This window comes from Aeromonas sp. 159, assembly GCF_963862045.1.
Lineage (GTDB): Bacteria > Pseudomonadota > Gammaproteobacteria > Enterobacterales > Aeromonadaceae > Aeromonas > Aeromonas veronii.
In genome coordinates this window covers 1-19,959 of sequence record NZ_CAWLMI010000018.1, presented here as the reverse complement: position 1 = coordinate 19,959, position 19,959 = coordinate 1, and the positions used below count along the sequence as shown (strand labels likewise).

Annotated in this window: 19 protein-coding genes and 1 pseudogene; 10 read left to right on the top strand and 10 right to left on the bottom strand. The window is 59.6% G+C overall.

Going from position 1 to position 19,959, the window contains the following annotated elements:
• The first annotated feature begins 62 nt into the window (after window positions 1-62).
• The 3 genes from AACR14_RS03745 (at window position 63) to AACR14_RS03735 (ending at window position 1,642) form a co-directional block, all read left to right on the top strand.
• Window positions 63-467 carry a nitrous oxide-stimulated promoter family protein gene (locus tag AACR14_RS03745; protein WP_026034913.1) on the top strand — a complete coding sequence of 135 codons (405 nt, stop codon included), beginning with the start codon at window positions 63-65 and terminating at the stop codon, window positions 465-467.
• Between the two features lie 112 nt (window positions 468-579).
• The gene (locus tag AACR14_RS03740) at window positions 580-1,077 is read left to right on the top strand and encodes a GNAT family N-acetyltransferase (protein WP_019445173.1); all 498 of its coding nucleotides are present in this window, start codon (window positions 580-582) and stop codon (window positions 1,075-1,077) included.
• Window positions 1,078-1,174: 97 nt separating this feature from the next.
• The gene (locus AACR14_RS03735; RefSeq protein WP_005340126.1) at window positions 1,175-1,642 is read left to right on the top strand and encodes an outer membrane lipoprotein; all 468 of its coding nucleotides are present in this window, start codon (window positions 1,175-1,177) and stop codon (window positions 1,640-1,642) included.
• An 82-nt stretch (window positions 1,643-1,724) separates the two neighbouring features.
• Here the strand turns inward: AACR14_RS03735 and amt are convergent, their stop codons facing one another.
• Window positions 1,725-3,152 carry an ammonium transporter gene (amt, locus tag AACR14_RS03730; RefSeq protein WP_005355035.1) on the bottom strand — a complete coding sequence of 476 codons (1,428 nt, stop codon included), beginning with the start codon at window positions 3,150-3,152 and terminating at the stop codon, window positions 1,725-1,727.
• A gap of 505 nt (window positions 3,153-3,657) precedes the next feature.
• Between amt and AACR14_RS03725 the strand changes: the two genes are divergently transcribed.
• A complete protein-coding gene (locus AACR14_RS03725; RefSeq protein WP_019445172.1) occupies window positions 3,658-4,581 on the top strand; it encodes a GGDEF domain-containing protein in 924 nt (307 codons plus the stop codon).
• Window positions 4,582-4,671: 90 nt separating this feature from the next.
• On the opposite strand, the gene AACR14_RS03720 is transcribed toward AACR14_RS03725, so the two are convergent.
• Window positions 4,672-5,295 (bottom strand): outer membrane beta-barrel protein, encoded by a 624-nt coding sequence (locus tag AACR14_RS03720; protein ID WP_026034912.1) that lies wholly within the window; start codon window positions 5,293-5,295, stop codon window positions 4,672-4,674.
• Between the two features lie 249 nt (window positions 5,296-5,544).
• On the opposite strand from AACR14_RS03720, the gene AACR14_RS03715 reads away from it, so the two are divergent.
• A complete protein-coding gene (locus tag AACR14_RS03715; protein WP_019445170.1) occupies window positions 5,545-6,183 on the top strand; it encodes an exopolysaccharide biosynthesis protein in 639 nt (212 codons plus the stop codon).
• Between the two features lie 66 nt (window positions 6,184-6,249).
• Here AACR14_RS03715 and AACR14_RS03710 read toward each other — a convergent pair whose 3' ends face one another.
• Together AACR14_RS03710 and AACR14_RS03705 are read right to left on the bottom strand one after the other, a co-directional pair.
• The gene (locus AACR14_RS03710; protein WP_019445169.1) at window positions 6,250-7,524 is read right to left on the bottom strand and encodes an amino acid permease; all 1,275 of its coding nucleotides are present in this window, start codon (window positions 7,522-7,524) and stop codon (window positions 6,250-6,252) included.
• A 471-nt stretch (window positions 7,525-7,995) separates the two neighbouring features.
• On the bottom strand, window positions 7,996-8,886 hold the full coding sequence (locus AACR14_RS03705; protein WP_019445168.1) for a sensor domain-containing diguanylate cyclase: 891 nt from the start codon (window positions 8,884-8,886) through the stop codon (window positions 7,996-7,998).
• A 348-nt stretch (window positions 8,887-9,234) separates the two neighbouring features.
• On the opposite strand from AACR14_RS03705, the gene AACR14_RS03700 reads away from it, so the two are divergent.
• The 5 genes and pseudogenes from AACR14_RS03700 (at window position 9,235) to AACR14_RS03680 (ending at window position 12,834) form a co-directional block, all read left to right on the top strand.
• On the top strand, window positions 9,235-9,552 hold the full coding sequence (locus AACR14_RS03700) for a DUF6968 family protein (protein ID WP_019445167.1): 318 nt from the start codon (window positions 9,235-9,237) through the stop codon (window positions 9,550-9,552).
• Window positions 9,553-9,575: 23 nt separating this feature from the next.
• The gene (locus tag AACR14_RS03695) at window positions 9,576-10,211 is read left to right on the top strand and encodes a Vat family streptogramin A O-acetyltransferase (protein WP_019445166.1); all 636 of its coding nucleotides are present in this window, start codon (window positions 9,576-9,578) and stop codon (window positions 10,209-10,211) included.
• A 28-nt stretch (window positions 10,212-10,239) separates the two neighbouring features.
• Window positions 10,240-10,668 carry a GNAT family N-acetyltransferase gene (locus tag AACR14_RS03690; protein ID WP_019445165.1) on the top strand — a complete coding sequence of 143 codons (429 nt, stop codon included), beginning with the start codon at window positions 10,240-10,242 and terminating at the stop codon, window positions 10,666-10,668.
• Window positions 10,668-11,210, top strand: a pseudogene (locus AACR14_RS03685) (GNAT family N-acetyltransferase). Before AACR14_RS03690 ends, AACR14_RS03685 begins: the two are co-directional and overlap by 1 nt.
• A 226-nt stretch (window positions 11,211-11,436) precedes the next feature.
• Complete coding sequence (locus AACR14_RS03680) at window positions 11,437-12,834, top strand: AAA family ATPase (RefSeq protein WP_237714689.1); 1,398 nt, start codon at window positions 11,437-11,439, stop codon at window positions 12,832-12,834.
• Window positions 12,835-13,515: 681 nt separating this feature from the next.
• On the opposite strand, the gene thiH is transcribed toward AACR14_RS03680, so the two are convergent.
• The 6 genes from thiH to thiC all read right to left on the bottom strand — a co-directional run.
• Window positions 13,516-14,733 carry a 2-iminoacetate synthase ThiH gene (gene thiH / locus AACR14_RS03675; protein WP_026034911.1) on the bottom strand — a complete coding sequence of 406 codons (1,218 nt, stop codon included), beginning with the start codon at window positions 14,731-14,733 and terminating at the stop codon, window positions 13,516-13,518.
• 35 nt (window positions 14,734-14,768) lie between these two features.
• Complete coding sequence (locus AACR14_RS03670; protein ID WP_019445161.1) at window positions 14,769-15,536, bottom strand: thiazole synthase; 768 nt, start codon at window positions 15,534-15,536, stop codon at window positions 14,769-14,771.
• Between the two features lies 1 nt (window position 15,537).
• Entirely contained in the window at window positions 15,538-15,744 is a 207-nt protein-coding gene (gene thiS, locus AACR14_RS03665) for a sulfur carrier protein ThiS (RefSeq protein ID WP_005357774.1), read from the bottom strand.
• Window positions 15,741-16,517, bottom strand: coding sequence for a HesA/MoeB/ThiF family protein (locus tag AACR14_RS03660; protein WP_019445160.1), 777 nt, complete (start codon window positions 16,515-16,517; stop codon window positions 15,741-15,743). The genes thiS and AACR14_RS03660 overlap by 4 nt, the downstream gene beginning before the upstream one ends.
• Window positions 16,507-18,114 carry a thiamine phosphate synthase gene (thiE, locus tag AACR14_RS03655; RefSeq protein WP_019445159.1) on the bottom strand — a complete coding sequence of 536 codons (1,608 nt, stop codon included), beginning with the start codon at window positions 18,112-18,114 and terminating at the stop codon, window positions 16,507-16,509. Before thiE ends, AACR14_RS03660 begins: the two co-directional genes overlap by 11 nt.
• Window positions 18,111-19,959 (bottom strand): phosphomethylpyrimidine synthase ThiC (thiC, locus tag AACR14_RS03650; protein WP_026034910.1); only part of this gene is annotated, 1,849 nt, incomplete at its 5' end. The genes thiC and thiE, both read right to left, overlap by 4 nt.

Sequence of the window (19,959 nt, the reverse complement as noted above, 5' to 3'; positions counted from 1 at the left end):
TTTTATCCCCCCTTTTGACCTGTATCAACACCCCAAGCGAGCAGGTCAGGAGAATGGCGGCCATGAAAAGTCATCATGCCAGCCCAGCCCGGGGCTCACACGCCGCAGCCAGCAAAAAGGCGAGTGACCATCCCAGACTCATGCGCGAGCAGCAGACGGTCAGCGCCATGATCCGCCTCTACTGCCAGCACCATCATCAGGATCCCCATTGCCGCCACTGTCGCCAATTGCGGGATTTCGCCCATCGGCGCCTACGTCGCTGCCGTTATGGCCACGGCCACAAACCCACCTGCGCCAACTGCAATATCCACTGCTACGCCCCGGCGATGCGCAAACAGATCCAGCAGGTGATGAAGTGGAGCGGCCTGCGCATGTTGCTGCGCCACCCCTGGCTCACCCTCCGCCACCTGCTCGACGGCTTGCGCAAGGCTCCCAAACTGCCCCAGAGCCGCCCCCTGCCGCCATAACCGCCAATCCCTTGCATCCGGCAGGGGATGACCACTACCCTATGACTCCTTTTTTGCCGTTGACCCCAAGGTCAGCGGCGTTGCCGATCCGTTTGCTGCCAATGGAGTCCTGATGCACCACAACCCGCCCCTGCTACGCACCGCTACCCACAATGACATGCACGCCATCTGGCAGATCGATGCCAAGGTGTTTGGCGAAGATGTCTATCCCGCCTTCTTCTTCCGTCAGGCGATGGATTTGTGGCCCGAGTTGTTGCTGGTGGCCGAATACGAGGGGCTGCTGGTGGGTTATGTGCTGGGGGGATTCGGTCAGGAGCGGTCGCAAGGCTGGGTGCTCTCGCTGGCGGTGCTGCCCGAGGCACGCGGTTTTGGTCTGGCCGAGCGAATGATGCGCCAGATGGAGGCCAACCAGCAGGCGCTGCAGATCAGCGAACTGCGGCTCACGGTCGATCCGGCCAATCCGGCCCAGCGCCTCTACTACCGGCTCGGTTACACATTGCAGGCAGAAGTAGCCGACTATTTCGGCCCCGGAGAAGACCGTCTGCTGCTGGTTAAAACCCTCTCCGGTACAGCTGCGATTCAAGGACAAAACCGGTTACAGAACGCATAATTGGTTACATTTTGCCGATTTCATGTGTGACGGGGTTGGAGTAAAGTTCACTCATCAACCGGATTGTTCAAATTACGTGCAGCCCAGGAGGCCCACCATGTTGAAGCGTATGACCCTTATTGCCCTGCTGGCAGCGACCACCATCACCGGATGCGCCAACAGTGACGTTTACTCTGGCGATGTTTACACCAAAGACCGCGCCAAACAGGTGCAGACCGTCAGCTACGGCACCATCATCTCCACCCGCCCGGTGAAGATCCAGGCCGATGAAAACTCCCTGATTGGCACCATTGGCGGCGCCGTAGTCGGCGGCCTGCTGGGCAGCACTGTGGGTGGCGGCACCGGACGCGACATCGCAGCCGCAGGCGGCGCCATCGCCGGTGCAGCGGCAGGCAACGCCATCGGCAACAAGATGAATCAGGTCGACGGCGTCGAGCTGGAGATCAAGAAAGAGAACGGCGAAGCCATCGTGGTGGTGCAAAAAGCCAGCCCCACCTTCACCCCGGGCGCCCGTGTACGCATGACCCAGGGCAATGGCAGCATCAACGTGGCCGTCGTGAACTAAGAGTGTGAACTCAGGTTTTGCAGCTTTAGAGTCATAAAAAAACCGCCGATCCCGGCGGTTTTTTGTTGTCTGGCATTCGGGATTACATGCTGTAAGCCTTCTCGCCGTGGGAGGTGACATCCAGCCCTTCCCGCTCGGCATCGCCATTCACCCGCAGACCCACCAGCATATCGACCGCCTTGAAGGCAATCGCCGCCACGGCACCGGACCAGAGCAGAGTGACACCGACTCCGATAGCCTGGATCTTCACCTGAGTCAGGATGGAGTACCCCTCGGCCACCTGATTGGTGACATAGTCCCACACCCCGGTGCCGCCCAGATCCGGGCTGGCAAAGACGCCGGTCAGCAGGGCGCCGAGAATGCCGCACACCCCGTGTACGCCAAACACGTCCAGACTGTCATCGGCCCCCAGCAGGCGCTTGAGACCATGGACGCCCCACAGACCCGCCACGCCACTGATAAGGCCCATCACCAGACCACCGCCCACACCGACGAAACCGGCTGCCGGGGTGATCACCACCAGACCGGACACCGCACCAGAGGCGGCCCCCAGCAGGGAGGGACGTCCCTTCATCACCCACTCGGCCAGCGTCCATGAGAGAGCTGCCGCAGCCGGCGCCACCCAGGTATTGATAAAGGCAAGTGCGGCGATACCGTTGGCTTCCAGCGCGGAGCCCGCGTTGAAACCGAACCAGCCGAACCAGAGCAGGGAGGCGCCGATCATGGTCATGGTCAGGCTGTGGGGGGTCATGGGATCACGACCGTAGCCCAGACGCTTGCCCACCAGATAGGCACCCACCAGACCCGCCACGGCGGCGTTGATGTGCACCACTGTGCCGCCTGCAAAATCCAGCGCACCATGCTGGAACAGATAGCCGGCAGTGGCGGTCGCTGTGGCCGCAGCCTCGGCGCTGGTATAGGCATCCGGACCCGCCCAGTACCACACCATATGAGCCAGCGGGATATAGGCGAAGGTGAACCAGATCACCGAGAAGAGCAGCACGGCGGCAAATTTGATACGCTCGGCGAACGCCCCCACGATAAGGCCGCAGGTGATGGCGGCAAAGGCCCCCTGGAACACCACATAGATCAGCTCGCTGATCCCGACACCCTTGCTGAAGGTGGCAGCGATGGAGTCAGGGGTCACCCCCTTGAGCAGCACCTTGCTGAAGGAGCCGTAGAAATTGCCCCCCTCGGTAAAGGCCAGCGAATAGCCGTAGATCACCCAGAGCACACAGATGAGGCAGAACAGGGTAAAGACCTGCATCAGCACGCTCAGCATGTTTTTGGCCCGCACCAGACCACCGTAGAAGAGGGCCAGACCGGGGATCGACATCAGGATCACCAGCGCCGCCGAGAGCAGCATCCAGGTGTTGTCACCCTTGTTGATTGTCATGGCGGCAACCGGTGCCACCGCCGCCTGTACCTGAGCGACCTCTTCGGCCCAACTTGGGGTAACCAGCAAGGCAGGCAACATCGTCAGACCCGCCATCATCCATTTTTTGACCATAGAGCACTCTCCTTCCCTGTCGTACCGGTACAAGACCGGCTCCGTTTCCCTGATTGAATCTGTGGCGAACCGCAAGGTGTTGCTGCAACCCGCCAGAATCACACCCGCGCCCGGCACGGGGATGCCTCTTGCCACTTCCTCATCACTGCATCTGCCGTCGATGACCGCAAGAGACCGTCTGACATGTAAAAAGCATAAAGCGGGCCACAAATTTAAATCCTTTAAAATCAAGGCATTAATAGGAGCTCGCATCATCAATGCACCAATTTGGCGCATGAGCTGCGCTAACCTGCCCAGGGTCGCCCTGTCGCAGGGCAGGCGATACGTCACGCACCAGAAGTGCGCAAACCCTGAGCCAGCCCACAAGCTGACGTCATCGATATCGCGCGCTGCGGGCCCGCTCGTTTACACTGACAGACCAGCCGTTTCCTGTTATCCGACCACGGCATGCCATTACGCAGCCTCTTGTTTGCAACCTGATGGCAGTCCCAATCCGAGGAACACCATGCAGTTCGATCGTCTCGACATCAGCCTCTCCCACTACCGTCACCTCGACCGGGAGCATCGCGCCCACATTGCGCTGCTGGGGATAGTGATGCTGGCCATCATGGCCCTTCATCTGTTGCTGCTGCCCCACTTCCCTTACGAGCGCTTTTACGCCGTCAGCTTTGGCTTCGAGGTGATCAACTGGCTCACCATGCTGTTCCTGTTCTGGGTGGTGCAGTGCGCCCACCTGCCCACCCATACCTACCGCATGCTCTCCTGCGGTCTGATGTTGTGGATCATGGGGGCCACCGCCGACATCATGGATGAGCTGGTGGCGCAGCCACTCTGGCTCGCCATCTATGCCGAGGATCTGCTGCGCTCCAGCGGCATCCTGCTCAGCAGCATCGGCATCCTGAGCACCATGCACCATCTCTTTCACATCAATACCCAGCTCAGACAACAGGCACTGTTCGATGATCTGACCCGGCTGCCAAACCGGCGCTACTTTCATCAGCAGCTGTTTCTGGAACAAGGGATTTGCCACGCCCTCATCCTGCTGGATCTGGATCACTTCAAGGTGATCAATGACAACTACGGCCACGATATCGGGGATCGGGTGTTGCAGCAGTTTGGCGAGCTGTTGCAACAGCACTGCCCGCCCGGTGCGCTGGCGGCCCGTGTCGGGGGTGAAGAGTTTGCCCTGCTGCTGCCCATCGCCCACGAAGCCGAGCTGCAGCAACTGGCCAACACCCTGCTCACTGCGACCCGCACCATAGCCCCCGACCCGACCCATACCATGACAGTCAGTCTGGGAGTGGGGATCCGCGAGCCCAAGGAACCAGCAGTCTCGCTGTTCAAACGGGTGGATCAGGCGCTTTATGGCGCCAAGGAGGCGGGCAGAAACTGCGCGGTATGGGCGATGCCGACTAACAAGGAGGTATGAAGATCTGCAGGTTGATTGCCGATAACGGCGAAACATTGCTGCTGAAACAGGGGCCCAAGGGCCCCTGTTTCATAGGGAAAATCCCCTCGCCTAAAAGCGGAAGGTAAGACCGATATTGGCCTGCCACTGGGTTACCAGCTCCCCGCGCACCTTGAACACGCACTGCTCCGGGTTGCAGAGAAACTGGTTGTTGTCGTTGACCAGCGAGCCATAACCGCGCACCTCGGCCCGCAGGGCCAGATGCTCGGCGAGGCGCGGTTGCACCCCGAGCGCCAGCGACATGGAAGGAGTCACCTCGCTGTCGTAGGCGGCAAAGCGGGTCACCCCGATCCCGGCGCCGATGTAGGGCGCCATCAGGTTGTCAGAGAGGGTCAGCGCACCGGCAAAGTGCAGGGTGTCCACCGTCAGGCGGTCAGGCTGGTCGGGAGAGAGGGTGGTGGACTGATGGCTGTAGAGCAGCTCAATCATGCCGGGATCATCCACCTCCTTGCTGATAAAGAAGCCCCAGCTGCCGGAGCTCTGTCCCTGCAGTGAATCAAACGATGCAGAAAGCGGCACCGGCTGCACCACATCGTCACTCTTCTCGAAGTCGATGGCTGAGCTGTAGCCGAAAAATGGCGTCACCTGCCAACCGGATGTGGTCGCGGCCTCGCTACTCCAGGCCTGCCCCAGTGGCAGCAACAGCCCCATCATCACTATCCCGGCTCTCTTCATCATCATCCCCTGCTCCCTGTGTGATTGTGCAGAAAGCATACCAGAGGCGTCCTAGGCCCATCCTAAACGGCGGCTGTACCGGATCACTTTCATCGCGGGATTTCCCTCTCGCCTGAACCCTGCCGCACCGCCCCACTGGCGCCGTTATGCGCCCCGCCACCATTCATCGACGGTTAACCTCTGCCACGTATGCTGGCGCCAAATCGGGTCATCGGGACCCGTTATCACCACTCAAAAGGACATCAGGGAATGGTTGCCGCGCAACTCAACGACCCCAAAACTACCCTCGCGGATACCCTGCGGGCCACCGCGCACGCCATCGACGAGAGCCACATCAGCCTGCGCCAGATGCTCGCGCTGGTGGGCGAGCAGGGCATGCTGCTGTTTTGCGTGCTGCTCACCGTCCCCTTCCTGCTGCCGGTCTCCATTCCCGGGGTCAGCACCCCGTTTGGCCTGCTGATCCTCTTTATCGGGATCGGCATCACCCTCAATCGGGTGCCCTGGCTGCCCGCCATGCTGATGGAGCGCCGCTTCGCTGCCGACCAGCTCAAGACGACCCTGCACAAGGGGGCGGATCTGCTGGCCCGGGTCGATCGCGTTATCCGCCCGCGCCTGCTGGTGCTGACCGGCAGCAACACGGTCAACCGCTGCAACGGCCTGCTGATCATGCTGGCCGCCCTGCTGCTGATGCTGCCCCTGGGCGCCATCCCGTTTACCAACGCCATGCCTGCCTGGGCCATCCTGCTGCTGGCCACCGGCATGTTGCAGCGGGACGGTCTGTTCGTCGCCAGCGGCTATCTGCTGGTAAGCGCAACCCTGGTCTGGTTCAGCGTGCTGGCCATCGGCTTGCTGATGGCGGGCCAGAGCGCCAGCGGCCTGCTCGCCTAACCCCGATGCACAGAAAAAGGGCGACCAGATGGTCGCCCTTTTTGATTTGTGCGGGATACCGCCCGGTCAAAGCAGATCGTAGATAAGGGCCGAGATGGCAAGCAGCCCCATCACCAACACAAAAAGGGTACTCGGCCCGCGATAACGCTTGAGTGCGGGCAAGCGATAGATGGAGCAGGCAGGCAGCAGAAACAGGATCACCGCGATCAGCGGGCCACTGACGCGCTCGATGATGTCGAGCACATTGGGGTTCAGATAGGTGATGACGGCGGTCACCATAAACAGGATCACCGATGACACCCGGGCGATGGTTGACTCCTTGAGGGAGAGCCCCAGCCCCTGACAGGCACCGCTCACCATGCTCACCGTCCCCTCGCTCACCCCCATGGAGGTGCCGAGGAAGGATTTGGACATGGCCAGAATGGCGATGAGCGGCCCCACATAGGCGATCAGCGGATTGGAAAACTTGTTCGCCAGCGCCGACAGCACGGAGATATTGTCGGTGCGGGCCAGCGCCATCTCGGCCTGACTCAGACTCATCACGCAGCTCACCACGAAAAAGAGCACGCTGCCGCAAATCAGCATACTGCTGTACTTGATGATCCGCTTGGCGCGCAGGTCGGCACTCTCCTGACAACGCTTTTTCTGCGCCGCGCTGAAGGAAGAAATAATGGGCGCATGGCTGAAGGAGAAGACCATCACCGGCACGATCAGCCAGAGGGATTTCCAGAACGCCGGATCACGCCACTCCACTGGCTGACTCTCGCTGAAATAGGAGAGGCTCCACTGGGGCAGCAGATAGATGGAGAGGCCAATCAGAAAGGCGACCATGGGCAGCGCCAGCACGCTGATGGCCGACACCACGATCTGTTTGCCGGCCAGCAGCACCAGATGCAGGCCCAGCATCACCCCCAGCACCAGCAAGCCGCGCGGCAGCTCGGCATCCCCCAGCTGGTGAACCACGAAGCTCTGGATCGCGTTGGTGATGGAGATGCTGTAGACCAGAATGATGGGGTAGAAAGCCATCAGATAGACCAGCATCAGCAGCTTGCCCGCCTTGGCACCGAAGTGCTCCTCCACCACATGGGTGATATCCCCCTCCTTGTGGGAGCTGGAGAGCACAAAGCGGCTCAATGCCCGGTGGGAATAATAAGAGAGCGGAAAAGCCAGCAATAAAATAAATAGCAAAATAACCGGGGAATTACTGCCAACAGTAATAGGGAGAAATAACGTACCGGCACCGACAGCAGTAGCATATAGGCCCATGGTCCATACCGAATCGCTTTTCTCCCATTTCAATTTTGAAACAGGGTTACTCTTTTCAGCAATAGAAACACTCATTGCAATATATACCTTATTAGTCTGTCATCATTATTTTTATTGGCCCGAATAACAGGCTGGAGATATGTCATTGCATATCCCCCTGCACATGAAAAAACAACGCCGCCAGCGGCCAACAGGGCCACCGGAGAGAAACGGAGCTGCCACGCTACCATCGTTGAAATCGCTATCCGGGTCAAGGTTAATAATTCATGACTGTTTGAATCGGAATGTTTCAAAAGACAACAGGATGTATCACATTCGTCACCCAAAACCAGATTCACGCCTGTTTGATAACATACCGATAAAACCTCATGCTGTTGCCCAACAACACAAATAAGACCAGCGATCAGGCCGATAATATTAACACCTTAAGCTGTGGAATATGAGTTAAATAATACGGCCAACTTTTCTACTAATTGACAGTGATGTCAGCCAATTTATTCAGAGTAAAAGCGCAGGCTATTTCCGACAGCGACCGGGGCGGCACTCTCAACCTGCCGGGCAGTGCGCCACCCGGTTGCGGCCTGCCCGCTTGGCCCGATAGAGCCACTCGTCGGCCCGAGCCAGCGCCTGATTGATCTCCTCCTCCGGCTGCACCAGGGTTGTGCCCAGACTGACCGTGATGGCGACCGGATCGGCAGGCAACGCTTCGACGGCGGCACGGATCTGCTCCGCCATCTGCAGCAAACCGGCTTCATCGGTCCGCGGCAGCAGGATCAGAAACTCCTCGCCGCCGCTGCGCACAAACAGATCATCTGCCCGCAACAGGGCATCGATACAACTACTGAAGCGCTGCAAGGCCCGATCTCCCTGCTGGTGGCCGTAACGATCGTTGATCTGCTTGAAGTGATCGATATCGAGCATGATAAGACCGCAGGGCGCATCTCCTGCCCGCAACGGCTGGCAGTGCTCGAAGAAGAAACGGCGGTTATGGAGGCCAGTCAGCTGGTCGGTTTCACTCTGGCGCAGCAGTCGCTGCTGCAACTCGTACTGGCGAGTGATATTGCGGGTCACCCAGGCCACCGCCCGCTTGCCGTCATAGAGGGAGGGCAGCGGCGCAATCTTGCCCTCAAAACGCTGTATCCCTTGCGGCCCGGCGGCGGCATTAATCCCCCCCACCTCGGCGGCGGAGAGCTCATACTCCACCACTCGCACCTGACCGCTCGCCAGCGACTCGGCTACCTGCGCCTTGACCCATATGGCCATCTCGGGTGGCAGCACATCGGCCAACTGCTTGCCCGCCAGCGGATTGCCATCGTGATAGGATTGCTGCTCCATGCCGCCGATATATTCCACGTAATAGCCATCTTCACTGAGAATAAAGACGGGATCTGGCAGCTGGGCCATCACTTCATAAAGCTGGGTTACCGAAAGCGCCACGGAGACTCCTGTACTTCAACGTCAAACAGGGGGGAGATATTCTGCCTCAAGAGGACTCACGCGCCCTCATCGGCAGAACAGAAAAATCTGCGGCCACAGCCAACAATCCTTTACATCTAGCAGCCTGCCAGCCTCTCGGCCACCACAGGTGGCCAGCGCGTTGCTACTCCCGCCACTGCGCTCGCTCACGGCGGCGAAAGCCCTCTCACCCGGTCACGCATATCCCATTGTTTCAACTCACAAGTTCATTTACGCTGGCCGTCCTGAGTCCAGTTTTCACCGCATCAGCCATCAGGGAGCCAGCCACCCGCAACCGCAGGGGCTGTACCACGGAAAAGGAATCGCCAGATGAAAAACGCCATCGTTAACGCCCGCTTCGACGCCATCAGCACCGAAGGGGAACAGCTCGTCCTCAAAATCGCCATCAAGGCCCCCGAGCCGGATCCACGCTCGGCTGGCGGTGACTGGCGCTGCAAGGTGAAGCTGGCGGGGCTGAGCGACAAGACCTTTATCTACGGCATCGACAGCCTGCAGGCCCTGAGCCTCGCCATCAAGTTTGTCGAAACCGAGCTGCGCGCTTTCTCCGATGCGGGCTGGCAGTTCTATCTGCCCGACTGCCCCGATCACCCCATCGACATGAGCGCCTGCTACTTCCCGGCGCTCTAGCCCGACCCATCCAAGGAGACCAGATGCACGGACCGGATCCCGCCAATCCCCACCCCATGAACGGCTTCCCCCAGGTGTGCTTTATCAAGAACACCATCAAGGGGCCCAATATCGAAGTGGGTGACTACACCTATTACGACGACCCGGAGGATTCGGCGGGCTTTGAGCGCAACGTCCTCTACCACTTCCCCTTCATCGGCGACAAGCTCATCATCGGCAAGTTCTGCGCCATCGCCCGCGGGGTGAAGTTCATCATGAACGGCGCCAACCACCAGACCTCCGGCTTCTCCACCTACCCCTTCTTTATCTTCGGCAACGGCTGGGAGAGTGCCGCCCCCGCCCCGGGCAGCCTCCCCTACAAGGGCGACACCGTCATCGGCAACGATGTCTGGATTGGCTATGACGCCCTGATCATGCCGGGAGTAAAAGTCGGCAACGGCGCCATCATCGCCGCCCGCTCCGTGGTCACCGGCGATGTGCCCGCCTACGCCGTGGTCGGCGGCAACCCCGCCAGGGTGATCCGCTACCGCTTCGACGACGACACCATCGCCCGTCTCAACGTCATCGCCTGGTGGGACTGGCCGGTGGAGCAGATCAGCCGCAACCTGCCGCTCATCAGCGGCGGTGAAATAGCCGCGCTGGAAGCGGCAACCCGTTAGAGACAACCACCATCAAGCAGGAAGCACTATGCAACTCACCCCACCCCAACCGCCTCAGGACGATGATGTTGAAGCGCTGCGCATTGGCCTGACGGGCTACAACGTAAGCCAGGCAGGCCCTCAACTGTTCGAACTTCGGCGCGAGCGGATCGCCAGCTTTATCAAGGATGAAGAGGGCAAGGTACACGGCGGCATCATCGCCGACATCAAGTGGGGCTGGCTGCACGTCGACTGGCTCTGGATCGACGAAAGCATCCGCCGCGACGGCTGGGGTGGCCGCCTGCTCGGCGCCATAGAGCTATACGCCCAAAGCAAGGGCATCAGCAACTACCATCTGGAAACCACCAGTTTTCAGGCCCTCCCCTTCTACCAGAAGCAGGGTTACGAGGTCTTTGGTCAGCTGCCCGATATGCCGCCGGGGCATATCAGTTACTTTCTGAAAAAGCAGGACAAGTGATGACATTCCAGCGCCTTGCCAATGCCAATATCGTGATCCGCCCGTTCGAACCAGCCGATGCCGATGAGTTTGTCCGCGCGGCCCACGAATCGATCGAGACAGTCGGCAAATGGATGAGCTGGTGCTCCCGTTCATTTACTCGGGAGAGCGCACTGGAGTGGTTTGCCAGCTGCGAGCAGGATCGCTCGGCGGGACGTGCCTTTGACATGGGCATCTTCTACGCCACCACCGGCCAATTGCTGGGTGGTACAGGTATCAACCAGCTGTCGCCCCATCATCGCTACGGCAATATCGGCTATTGGGTACGCCAATCCCGCCAAGGATGCGGTATCGCCCGACAGGCGGTCACCCTGCTCCGTGATTTTGGCTTTCAGCAGTAGGGACTATTTCGGCTGGAGATCGTGATGGGAATCGGCAACAGCTCCAGCGAAGCTGTTGCCATTACTACCGGGGCCACCTTTGAGTGCCGGGCTAGAAATCGCATCTTTCTTCATGGCCAACCTATGGATGCACATATCTATGCCCTTGTTCCCGCAGGCTGATATCTGTCAGGACGTAGCCTGTAGCGCTATCTAAATTGAGGCAGCATGTAACCTGAGTCAAAAAATTACTATGGACCGGTCGCCATTACGGAAATTACTGAATGACCGATTTACTCAAGATTCACAACAAGCCTATAAAAGTTCCCTACGGGTCTCCACAAGAGTAAACTCTCTCACATACAAATAGCATTTTAATTTTTTAAAACTAATAAACAGGACTGAAACTGTGGCAAAACAACCTAACACGGTAAAAACCATTACAGGGCAAACTATAAACTCCATAAATATTAAAAAATTAAAATGCCTAAACGATTTAAATGAGTTGACATTTACCCCTCATGCATTGACCGCGATCTTAGGGCCAAATGGAAGTGGGAAATCATCCATCTTACATGCCCTCGCAGGTGTCTATATGCCAGAAAAGGACTTTCCAGGCGAAGACAACAAACTAGGTGATTTTTTTCCTAGAAGTCCAGATTCAGAGTGGAATGGCAGTAGTTTTTTAATTTCTATGTCATATAGGAGAGGAAGAGAATTAATAGATGACGAGAAAAAAAGCTATGGAAAATCTGAGGCTAGAGGTTCAAGATGGGTTCCAATATACGCTAGACGTCCGTTAAGAGAAGTTTATTATCTTGGAATAGATAAGTGTGTCCCAATGATTGAATCAGAGAAAAAGAACTCTGTGCAATATGTGACATCCAATGTAACCAACGCTTTAGTGGAAACCATCCTGAATAAAGCATCTCAAATTTTAAACAAAAGATATACATCTCTAAATAGCCATCTCCAGCCGAATGGAAAAAAGATGATCGGTGTAGAAGCGAATGGGATGAGGTATTCATCTCTCAGCATGAGCGCTGGTGAGCAAAAGATATTTTTAATTCTTGAGACCGTGTTAAAAGCTGATAAATACGCTTTGATTTTAATTGATGAAATTGACTTATTGCTACATGATAGCGCACTGAAAAGACTTATAGTTGTTCTTTCTCAGCATGCAACAGAAAATAAAATACAAATAATTTTTACAACTCACAGAGAAGTAATAACCACCATGTCGCACATGGTTAACATTAGACATATATTGAATTTTTCTGATAGAACATATTGTTTCGAAGATACTAAGCCAGATTCAATAACTCGTCTAACTGGGGAGAGAAGGACCTCCGTAGAAATCTATGTTGAGGATGATGTAGCTGCTGCGGTTGTAAGTAAATTATGCTCATCCCTCAAGGCATCCAAGCATGTTCAGATTATAAAATATGGTGCCTCATCTAACGCCTTCACAATTTTAGGCGGGGCTTTACTTAGAGGTGAAGATGTTAGTAAAAATATATATGTATTAGATGGTGATGTTTGTCGTCTACGGGCACAAAAAGAAAACGCCATCAAAAAAGTAATTACTGGCAATGATCAAAGAGCTATTGACCTGAGAGCTAGAGCTTTAGAAAAAATTTCAGAGTTTACTTTGCCTGAGGAGTTCAATCCAGAGCGATACATTCACTCTATGCTTGTTGAAATTAATGACAATGAGTTGGGTAACGATTACCAAGAAATAGTAGATATCGCAAGAACTATTATTTTTGAACAAGACTCACATAACTATGTAACGCAAATAAATTAACTTCTTGGGAATTGAACGCTCCGTAGGTTTAACTCGGATTGTAGACCTTGCATCTAAACATCCTTCATGGGCGCGTTTCACTTCTCAAGTTGTTGAATGGCTCACCCCAATAATCGAAGATTTAAGAGAAATAGATGCTTAAATGTCGTCCTCACAGGGGGTATTACCGTAGGGTGCAATAAGCGAAGTGAATTGCACCCTACGACCACTCCCTGAGGTTATGGCGGGCACGGTTTTGGTTCCCCCTCTTATTCGCTGAGGCGAGTCCGCTTGTCCAGGCCGCGAGACAGGATGTCGAGCGAGCGGCGCCGGGCCATGGATGACCCGTCGGCGCGTGCCGTCGGACAAGCGGGTGAGCCGAAGGAACCCGACAAAGTCGGGCGAATTAGCGGGGGTGGCCTTTCTTTTGGTGACTTTTCTTTGGCCACGCAAAGAAAAGTTACTCGCCCAAGCCCGAAGGGCGGGCGAAACCCCTTCGAGGCCAGCGGCCTCGCGTCCTGCACGGCAAAGCCGCGCCACCACACAACGGCTCCTGCCGCCAACGCCATATCTCGGAACGGACGATTACGCCTACCGGCTAATCGACCCTACGATTGCACGGCGCAGCCGTGCCTGCTTGCCACAGGCACGGAGTCTTGCCGGACGCCCGGATACGGCAGGCAAAGGGGGGCGTGGCCGCCCCTATCGGCCCAGAAAGGGTTCCCAATCTTTAAACACCGGCTGCAACCCCACCTGCCGCACGGCGGCGGCCACTTCCCCCACCGGGCGGTCGTCGTGGATGGCGAACTGCTCCAGCTCCTCTTTATCCCCTTCGGCATAGCCCCCCGGCTGGGTGCGTGACTCGGCCGACATCTGGGTGATGCCAAGGCGCACCGCGCCGTTGCGAAAGGTGGCTGACTCGCGGGTGGAGAGGGACAAATCCAGCGTCGGCGAGAAGAGGCGCCAAGCGCAGATAAGCTGGGCCAATTGGCGATCCGACATGACCACAGCAGGCTCCAGCCCGCCGGTGCAGGGGCGCAGGCGCGGGAAGGAGAGCGAGTAGCGGCTCTGCCAGTGGTGACGCTCAAGCCAGCTCAGATGCTCGGCGACAAAGTAGCTGTCGGCGCGCCAGTCCGAGGAGAGACCGATCAGCGCCCCCAAGCCGATTTTGTCGATACCGGCACGGCCGAGCCGATCCGGCGTGGCAAGGCGCCATGCGATGTCCCGCTTGTTGCCGCGCAGGTGGTGGCGGGCGTAGGTGGGGGCGTGGTAGGTCTCCTGATAGACCATGACAGCGTCGAGGCCGAGGCTCTTCAGTTCGGCATATTCGGCCTGCGAGAGGGGCTGCACCTCCATCCCCACCGTGCTGAAGTGGCGGCGGATGATGGGCATCACCTCGCGAAAATAGGCGAGCCCCACCTTGTGCTCGTGCTCGCCGGTCACCAGCAGCACGCTGTCAAAACCGCGCGCCTTGATGGCCAGACACTCGCGCTCAATCTCCTCTGTATTCAATGTCTTGCGCTTGAGGCGGTTGCTCATGGAGAAGCCGCAGTAGGTGCAGTCGTTGGCGCAGAGGTTCGACAGATAGAGCGGTACATAGAAGCCGATGGTGTTGCCAAAGCGCTGGCGGGTCAGCCGCTCGGCCTCGGCCGCCATCTGCGGCAGATACGCCTCGGCGGCTGGCGAGATCAGCGCCATAAAATCGCTCAGGGTGCGGCGCGGTGAACCCAGCGCCCGCTCTACATCGGCGGCAGTCTTGGCGCGGATCTGCATGCCGATATCGTCCCACTCCAGCTCCTGCCAACGGCTGATAAAGGATGGCGCATCAGCCCTCCCCCCCAGCCCCTCTCCCTTATTTTGTGAAGAGCCGAGAGGGGGGCTAAACACATCAGCCTCGGGAGAAACCGAGAAAGAGGACATGGCCATTGGCTCTTGCCCTGAGCCAGCATCATGACTCATAACGCCCCCAGAAAATCGGTGAGCGGGCTGGAGGCTTGCGCCTGCAGGGCGCGCGCGCCGAGACCTGCCTCATAGGCGCTGCGACCGGCAGTGCAAGCCAGCGCAAAGGCGCAGCCCATGGCGACCGGGTCGCCGCTCACCGCGATGGCGGTGTTGACCAGCACGGCATCGGCGCCCAGCTCAAAGGCGGCGGCGGCGTGGCTCGGCGCACCGATCCCCGCATCCACCACCACAGGCACATTGGCCTGCTCGACGATGATGGAGAGAAACTCCCGGGTCACCAACCCCTGATTGGAACCGATGGGTGCGCCGAGCGGCATCACGGCGGCGCAGCCCACCTCTTCCAGCCGTTTGCAGAGCACAGGATCCGCGCCGCAGTAGGGCAGCACCACAAAGCCCTCTTTCACCAGCTGCTCGGCGGCTTTCAGCGTCTCGATGGGATCGGGCAGCAGATAGCGCGGATCGGGGTGGATCTCCAGCTTCAGCCAGTTCGTCCCCAGCGCCTCGCGGGCGAGGTGGGCGGCAAACACCGCCTCGGCGGCGGTCTTGGCGCCAGAGGTGTTGGGCAGCAGCTTGACCCCGAGTTGCAGCAAGGGGCTCAGGATATCGTCGTGGGCCTTGCCCGGTTCGAGCCGCTTGATAGCCATGGTGACCAGCCGGGAGCCACTCGCCTCGATGGCGGCGGCCATCAGATCCGGGCGGGCAAACTTGCCGGTGCCGGTAAATAGGCGCGATGAGAAGGTGTGATCGGCAATTTTCAGCATGTCAGCCTCCCGCAATGGCAGTGAAGAGGTGAAGTTCATCCCCGTCATTGAGACGGGTCTCGGCCCAGCGGCCACGGGGCAGCACGGCGCCGTTAAGGGCCACCGCCACCCCCTGTGGATTAACGTCTTGCGCCGCCAGCAGGTCGGCCACGCTCTGCCCTGCCGCCAGCGGCTGGGCTTTATCGTTGAGTCGAATGGTGAGGGTCATGATGTGATCTCCTTATCGAGTGTCGGGCATCGGCGCTGCCCGCAAACCGGGCAATCGGGGTCGGGAGCCAGAGTGAGGGTCTGCCACTGATGGGTCAACGCATCGAAACGGCGCAGAGTGCCAGCGACCGGGCTCGACATCCCGAGCAGCAGTTTCAGTGCCTCCAGCGCCTGCAAAGAGCCCATCACCCCGACCAATGGGCCGGTGACGCCGCTGGTCTCGCAGCTCTGGCTCACCTTGGTATCCAGCGGATAGAGGCAGGCATAGCAGGCGTGCTCACTGCTGGTGCGCGCCATCAGCTGCCCCTGCCAACCCACTGCGGCGGCGGAGATCCAGGGCTTGCCCTGCTCCACGCAGGCGGCGTTGATGGCCTGGCGGGTGGCGAGGTTGTCGCAGCAGTCGATCACCAGATCTACCTCGGCCACAAACTCCGGCAGGCTGGCGGCATCGAGCCGCTGGTTGATGGCAATCAGCTCCACCAGCGGGTTGTGGGCAGCCAAGCGCTCGCGGGCCAGCTCCGCCTTGGAGTGATTGACCGCCTCGCTATCGAACAGGATCTGGCGCGGCAGATTGCTGGAATCCACCGTATCGCCATCGGCCAGCCACAAGGTGCCCACCCCGGCGCCAGCCAGATAGAGAGCGAGCGGCGAGCCGAGCCCGCCGAGGCCGACGATCAGCACGGATTTATCTTTCAGCCGTGCCTGCCCTTCTTCACCGACTTCCGCCAGCATCAGCTGGCGGCCATATCTGAGGTATTCCGCATCAGAGAGCATGTTCTGCCTCCCGTATAACGGTGGCCGAGCGTGGCTCATCCCCCGCCCCCACGGCCGCGAGCAGCCGCTCGGTCGCCCCCTGCCAATCTCGGCTTCCAGTAATGGCCGAGACCAGCGCGATACTGCCGACCCCGCTTGCCTTGACCGCCGCCACCCGCTCCTCGCTGATGCCACCGATGGCCACTGTCGGCCAGTCTGCCATCAGGGCACGGTAGCGATGCAGCCGCACCAGCCCCTGCGGGCGCGAAGGCATCGCTTTGGTGTTGGTCGGGAAGATATGGCCCAGCGCCATATAGGAGGGGGCCAGCTCGCGGGCCCGCATCAGCTCGAAGTAGCCGTGGGTAGAGATGCCAAGGCGCAGCCCGGCCGCCTGAATGGCGGCGAGATCGGCGGTCTCCATATCCTCCTGCCCCAGATGCACGCCCCAGGCACCCGCCTCGATGGCCTGCTGCCAGTAGTCGTTGATAAAAAGCCGCACCCCATGGCGGCGACCGAGCGCTACCGCATCGCGAATGGCCGGTACCACCTCTGCGGCAGGCAGATTCTTGATCCGCAGCTGGATGGTCTTGACCCCTGACCCCAGCAGGCGGCGCAGCCACTTGACCGAATCCACCACCGGATAGAGGCCGAGGTTGTGTTCGGTCGGCGCGAAGGGGCCATCCGGCAGGCGGGCGCTGCTTGTCTCATAAAGTCCGAAACGACGGTCGAGGGCAGACCCTGCCAGTACGGCACGGGGGAAGTGAGCAAGATCGGCTGGCCAGCCAAGATGGGCGATAGGCCCCGGGCCTGCGCCCACTCCTTGCGCCGCCGCCAAGCCCTGTTGCAGGTAGGCACGCGCCAGGGTGATGGCGTCCTCCACCGGATAATCCTGCGCCACCACGGCGGCGATGGCGCTGGCGTAGCAGCAACCGGTGCCGTGGCCATGGCGGGTGTCGAGGCGCGGCGCCGCCAACCAGAATTCGCGGGTCTCGTCCTGGTAGTAGTCCAGACACAGCTCCCCGCTCCACGCAAGATGGCCGCCCTTGACCAGCACGGCGCGGGCGCCGAGTTCGCGCAGCCGCGCGGCACCCGCCCGCAACAGCCCGGGGCTGGTCGTCGGGATGCCAGTCAGGGCTTCCAGTTCGGGGCCGTTGGGGGTGATGAGCGACAGACGTGGCAACAGCTGTTCGCGCACCGCTTCCAGCATATTGGGCTCCGCCATCGGGGTGCCGGTGCTGGCGATGGCCACCGGGTCGTAGACCACAAAGGGGGTCTCGATGGCCGCCAGTCGGCGGGTCAGCACCTCGACGTGAAGCCGGGTCGGCAGCAGGCCGATCTTGATGGCGGCGGGCGGCAGATCGACGCCAAGGGCATCGATCTGGGCGGTGAAGGTCTGCATCAGTACGGGGTCGACCATCTTCACCGCCACCGAGTTCTGGGCAGTGATGGCGGAGATAACCGAACAGCCGTGCACGCCAAGGTCGTGCAATGTGTGCAAGTCGGCCTGAATGCCGGCGCCACCGCCGGAGTCGGAACCGGCGATGGTCCAGACAACTGGGCGGGAGTCCGTCACAGGCAGCAGATCGGCGGGGCTGACAGCCCCGCTTGCGCTGCTCACGCCTCCTCCCCTGCGGCCTGTTTCAGCACCGCCGCCTGATGGTAGATCTCGCCACCGGTCTCCTTGAAGGTCTCTGCCATGCGGGCCATGCCGCTCTCCACCTCGGCCACTACCTGCTCCTGCTGGCCATCCATGCCGACCAGCTTGATCTCCACCGCTTCAAGCTTTGCGGCATAGTCACGCACATCCTGAGTGATCTTCATGGAGCAGAACTTGGGCCCGCACATGGAGCAGAAGTGGGCCACCTTGCCGGACTCCTGCGGCAGGGTCTCGTCGTGGTAGGCGCGGGCTGTGTCGGGGTCGAGCGCAAGATTGAACTGATCCTCCCAGCGGAACTCGAAACGCGCCTTGGACATGGCGTTATCGCGGATCTGAGCGCCCGGGTGGCCCTTGGCAAGGTCAGCAGCGTGGGCGGCGATCTTGTAGGTAATCAGCCCCTGTTTCACATCCTCCTTGTTGGGCAGCCCCAGATGCTCCTTGGGAGTGACGTAGCAGAGCATGGCGCAGCCGTACCAGCCGATGAGCGCGGCACCGATGCCGGAGGTGAAGTGATCGTAACCCGGTGCAATGTCGGTGGTGAGCGGGCCCAGGGTATAGAAAGGCGCCTCGTGGCAGTGCTCCAGCTGCTCGGTCATGTTGCGCTCGATCATGTGCATCGGCACGTGGCCGGGGCCCTCTATCATCACCTGAACGTCATACTCCCACGCGATCTTGGTCAGCTCACCCAGGGTGCGCAGCTCGGCGAACTGAGCCTCGTCGTTGGCGTCATAGATTGAGCCCGGACGCAGACCGTCGCCCAGCGACAGCGCCACGTCATAAGCGGCGCAGATCTCGCAAATTTCTCGGAAGTGCTGGTAGAGGAAGTTCTCCTTGTGGTGGGAGAGGCACCACTTGGCCATGATGCTGCCGCCGCGCGAGACGATGCCGGTGAGGCGCTTGGCTGTCATCGGCACGAAACGCAGCAGGACGCCGGCATGGATGGTGAAGTAGTCCACCCCCTGCTCGGCCTGCTCCAGCAGGGTGTCGCGGAACAGCTCCCAGGTGAGCTCTTCGGCGATGCCGTTGGTCTTCTCCAGCGCCTGATAGATGGGCACGGTACCGATGGGCACCGGGCTGTTGCGCAGGATCCACTCGCGGGTCTCGTGGATGTAGCGGCCGGTGGAGAGATCCATCACGGTGTCGGCGCCCCAGCGGGTCGACCAGACCAGCTTCTCCACCTCCTCTTCGATGCTGGAGGTGACCGCCGAGTTGCCGATGTTGGCGTTGATCTTCACCAGGAAATTGCGGCCGATGATCATCGGCTCCGCTTCCGGGTGGTTGATGTTGCTGGGGATGATGGCGCGACCGGCGGCCACCTCATCGCGCACAAATTCGGGGGTGATGTTCAGGGGCAAACGGGCACCGAAATCGCGGCCCGGATGCTGGGTACGCAACAGTTCAGAGCGCACCTGCTCGCGCCCCATGTTCTCGCGAATGGCGATAAATTCCATCTCGGGAGTGACGATACCGGCACGGGCGTAGTGGAGCTGGGTGACCCGGCGGCCCGGCTTGGCACGGCGCGGCTTTGGCAGATGTTCGAAGCGCAGGTGGTCGAGCCCCTCGTCCGCCAGACGCTCCTGAGTGAAAGTGGAGCTGAGCCCCGGCAGTTCGTCGGTGTCATCCCGCTCCAGCACCCAGTTCTCCCGCAGGCGCGGCAGACCGCAGCGCACATCGATGGCGACCCCCTCCTCCCCGTAACGGCCCGAGGTGTCGTAGACCGGGATCGGCTCGTTGGGTTCGAATTTGGGATCTTCTTTGGTGCCGCCGACGAAGGTGTCGGCCAGCTGGATCTCCCTCAGCGGCACC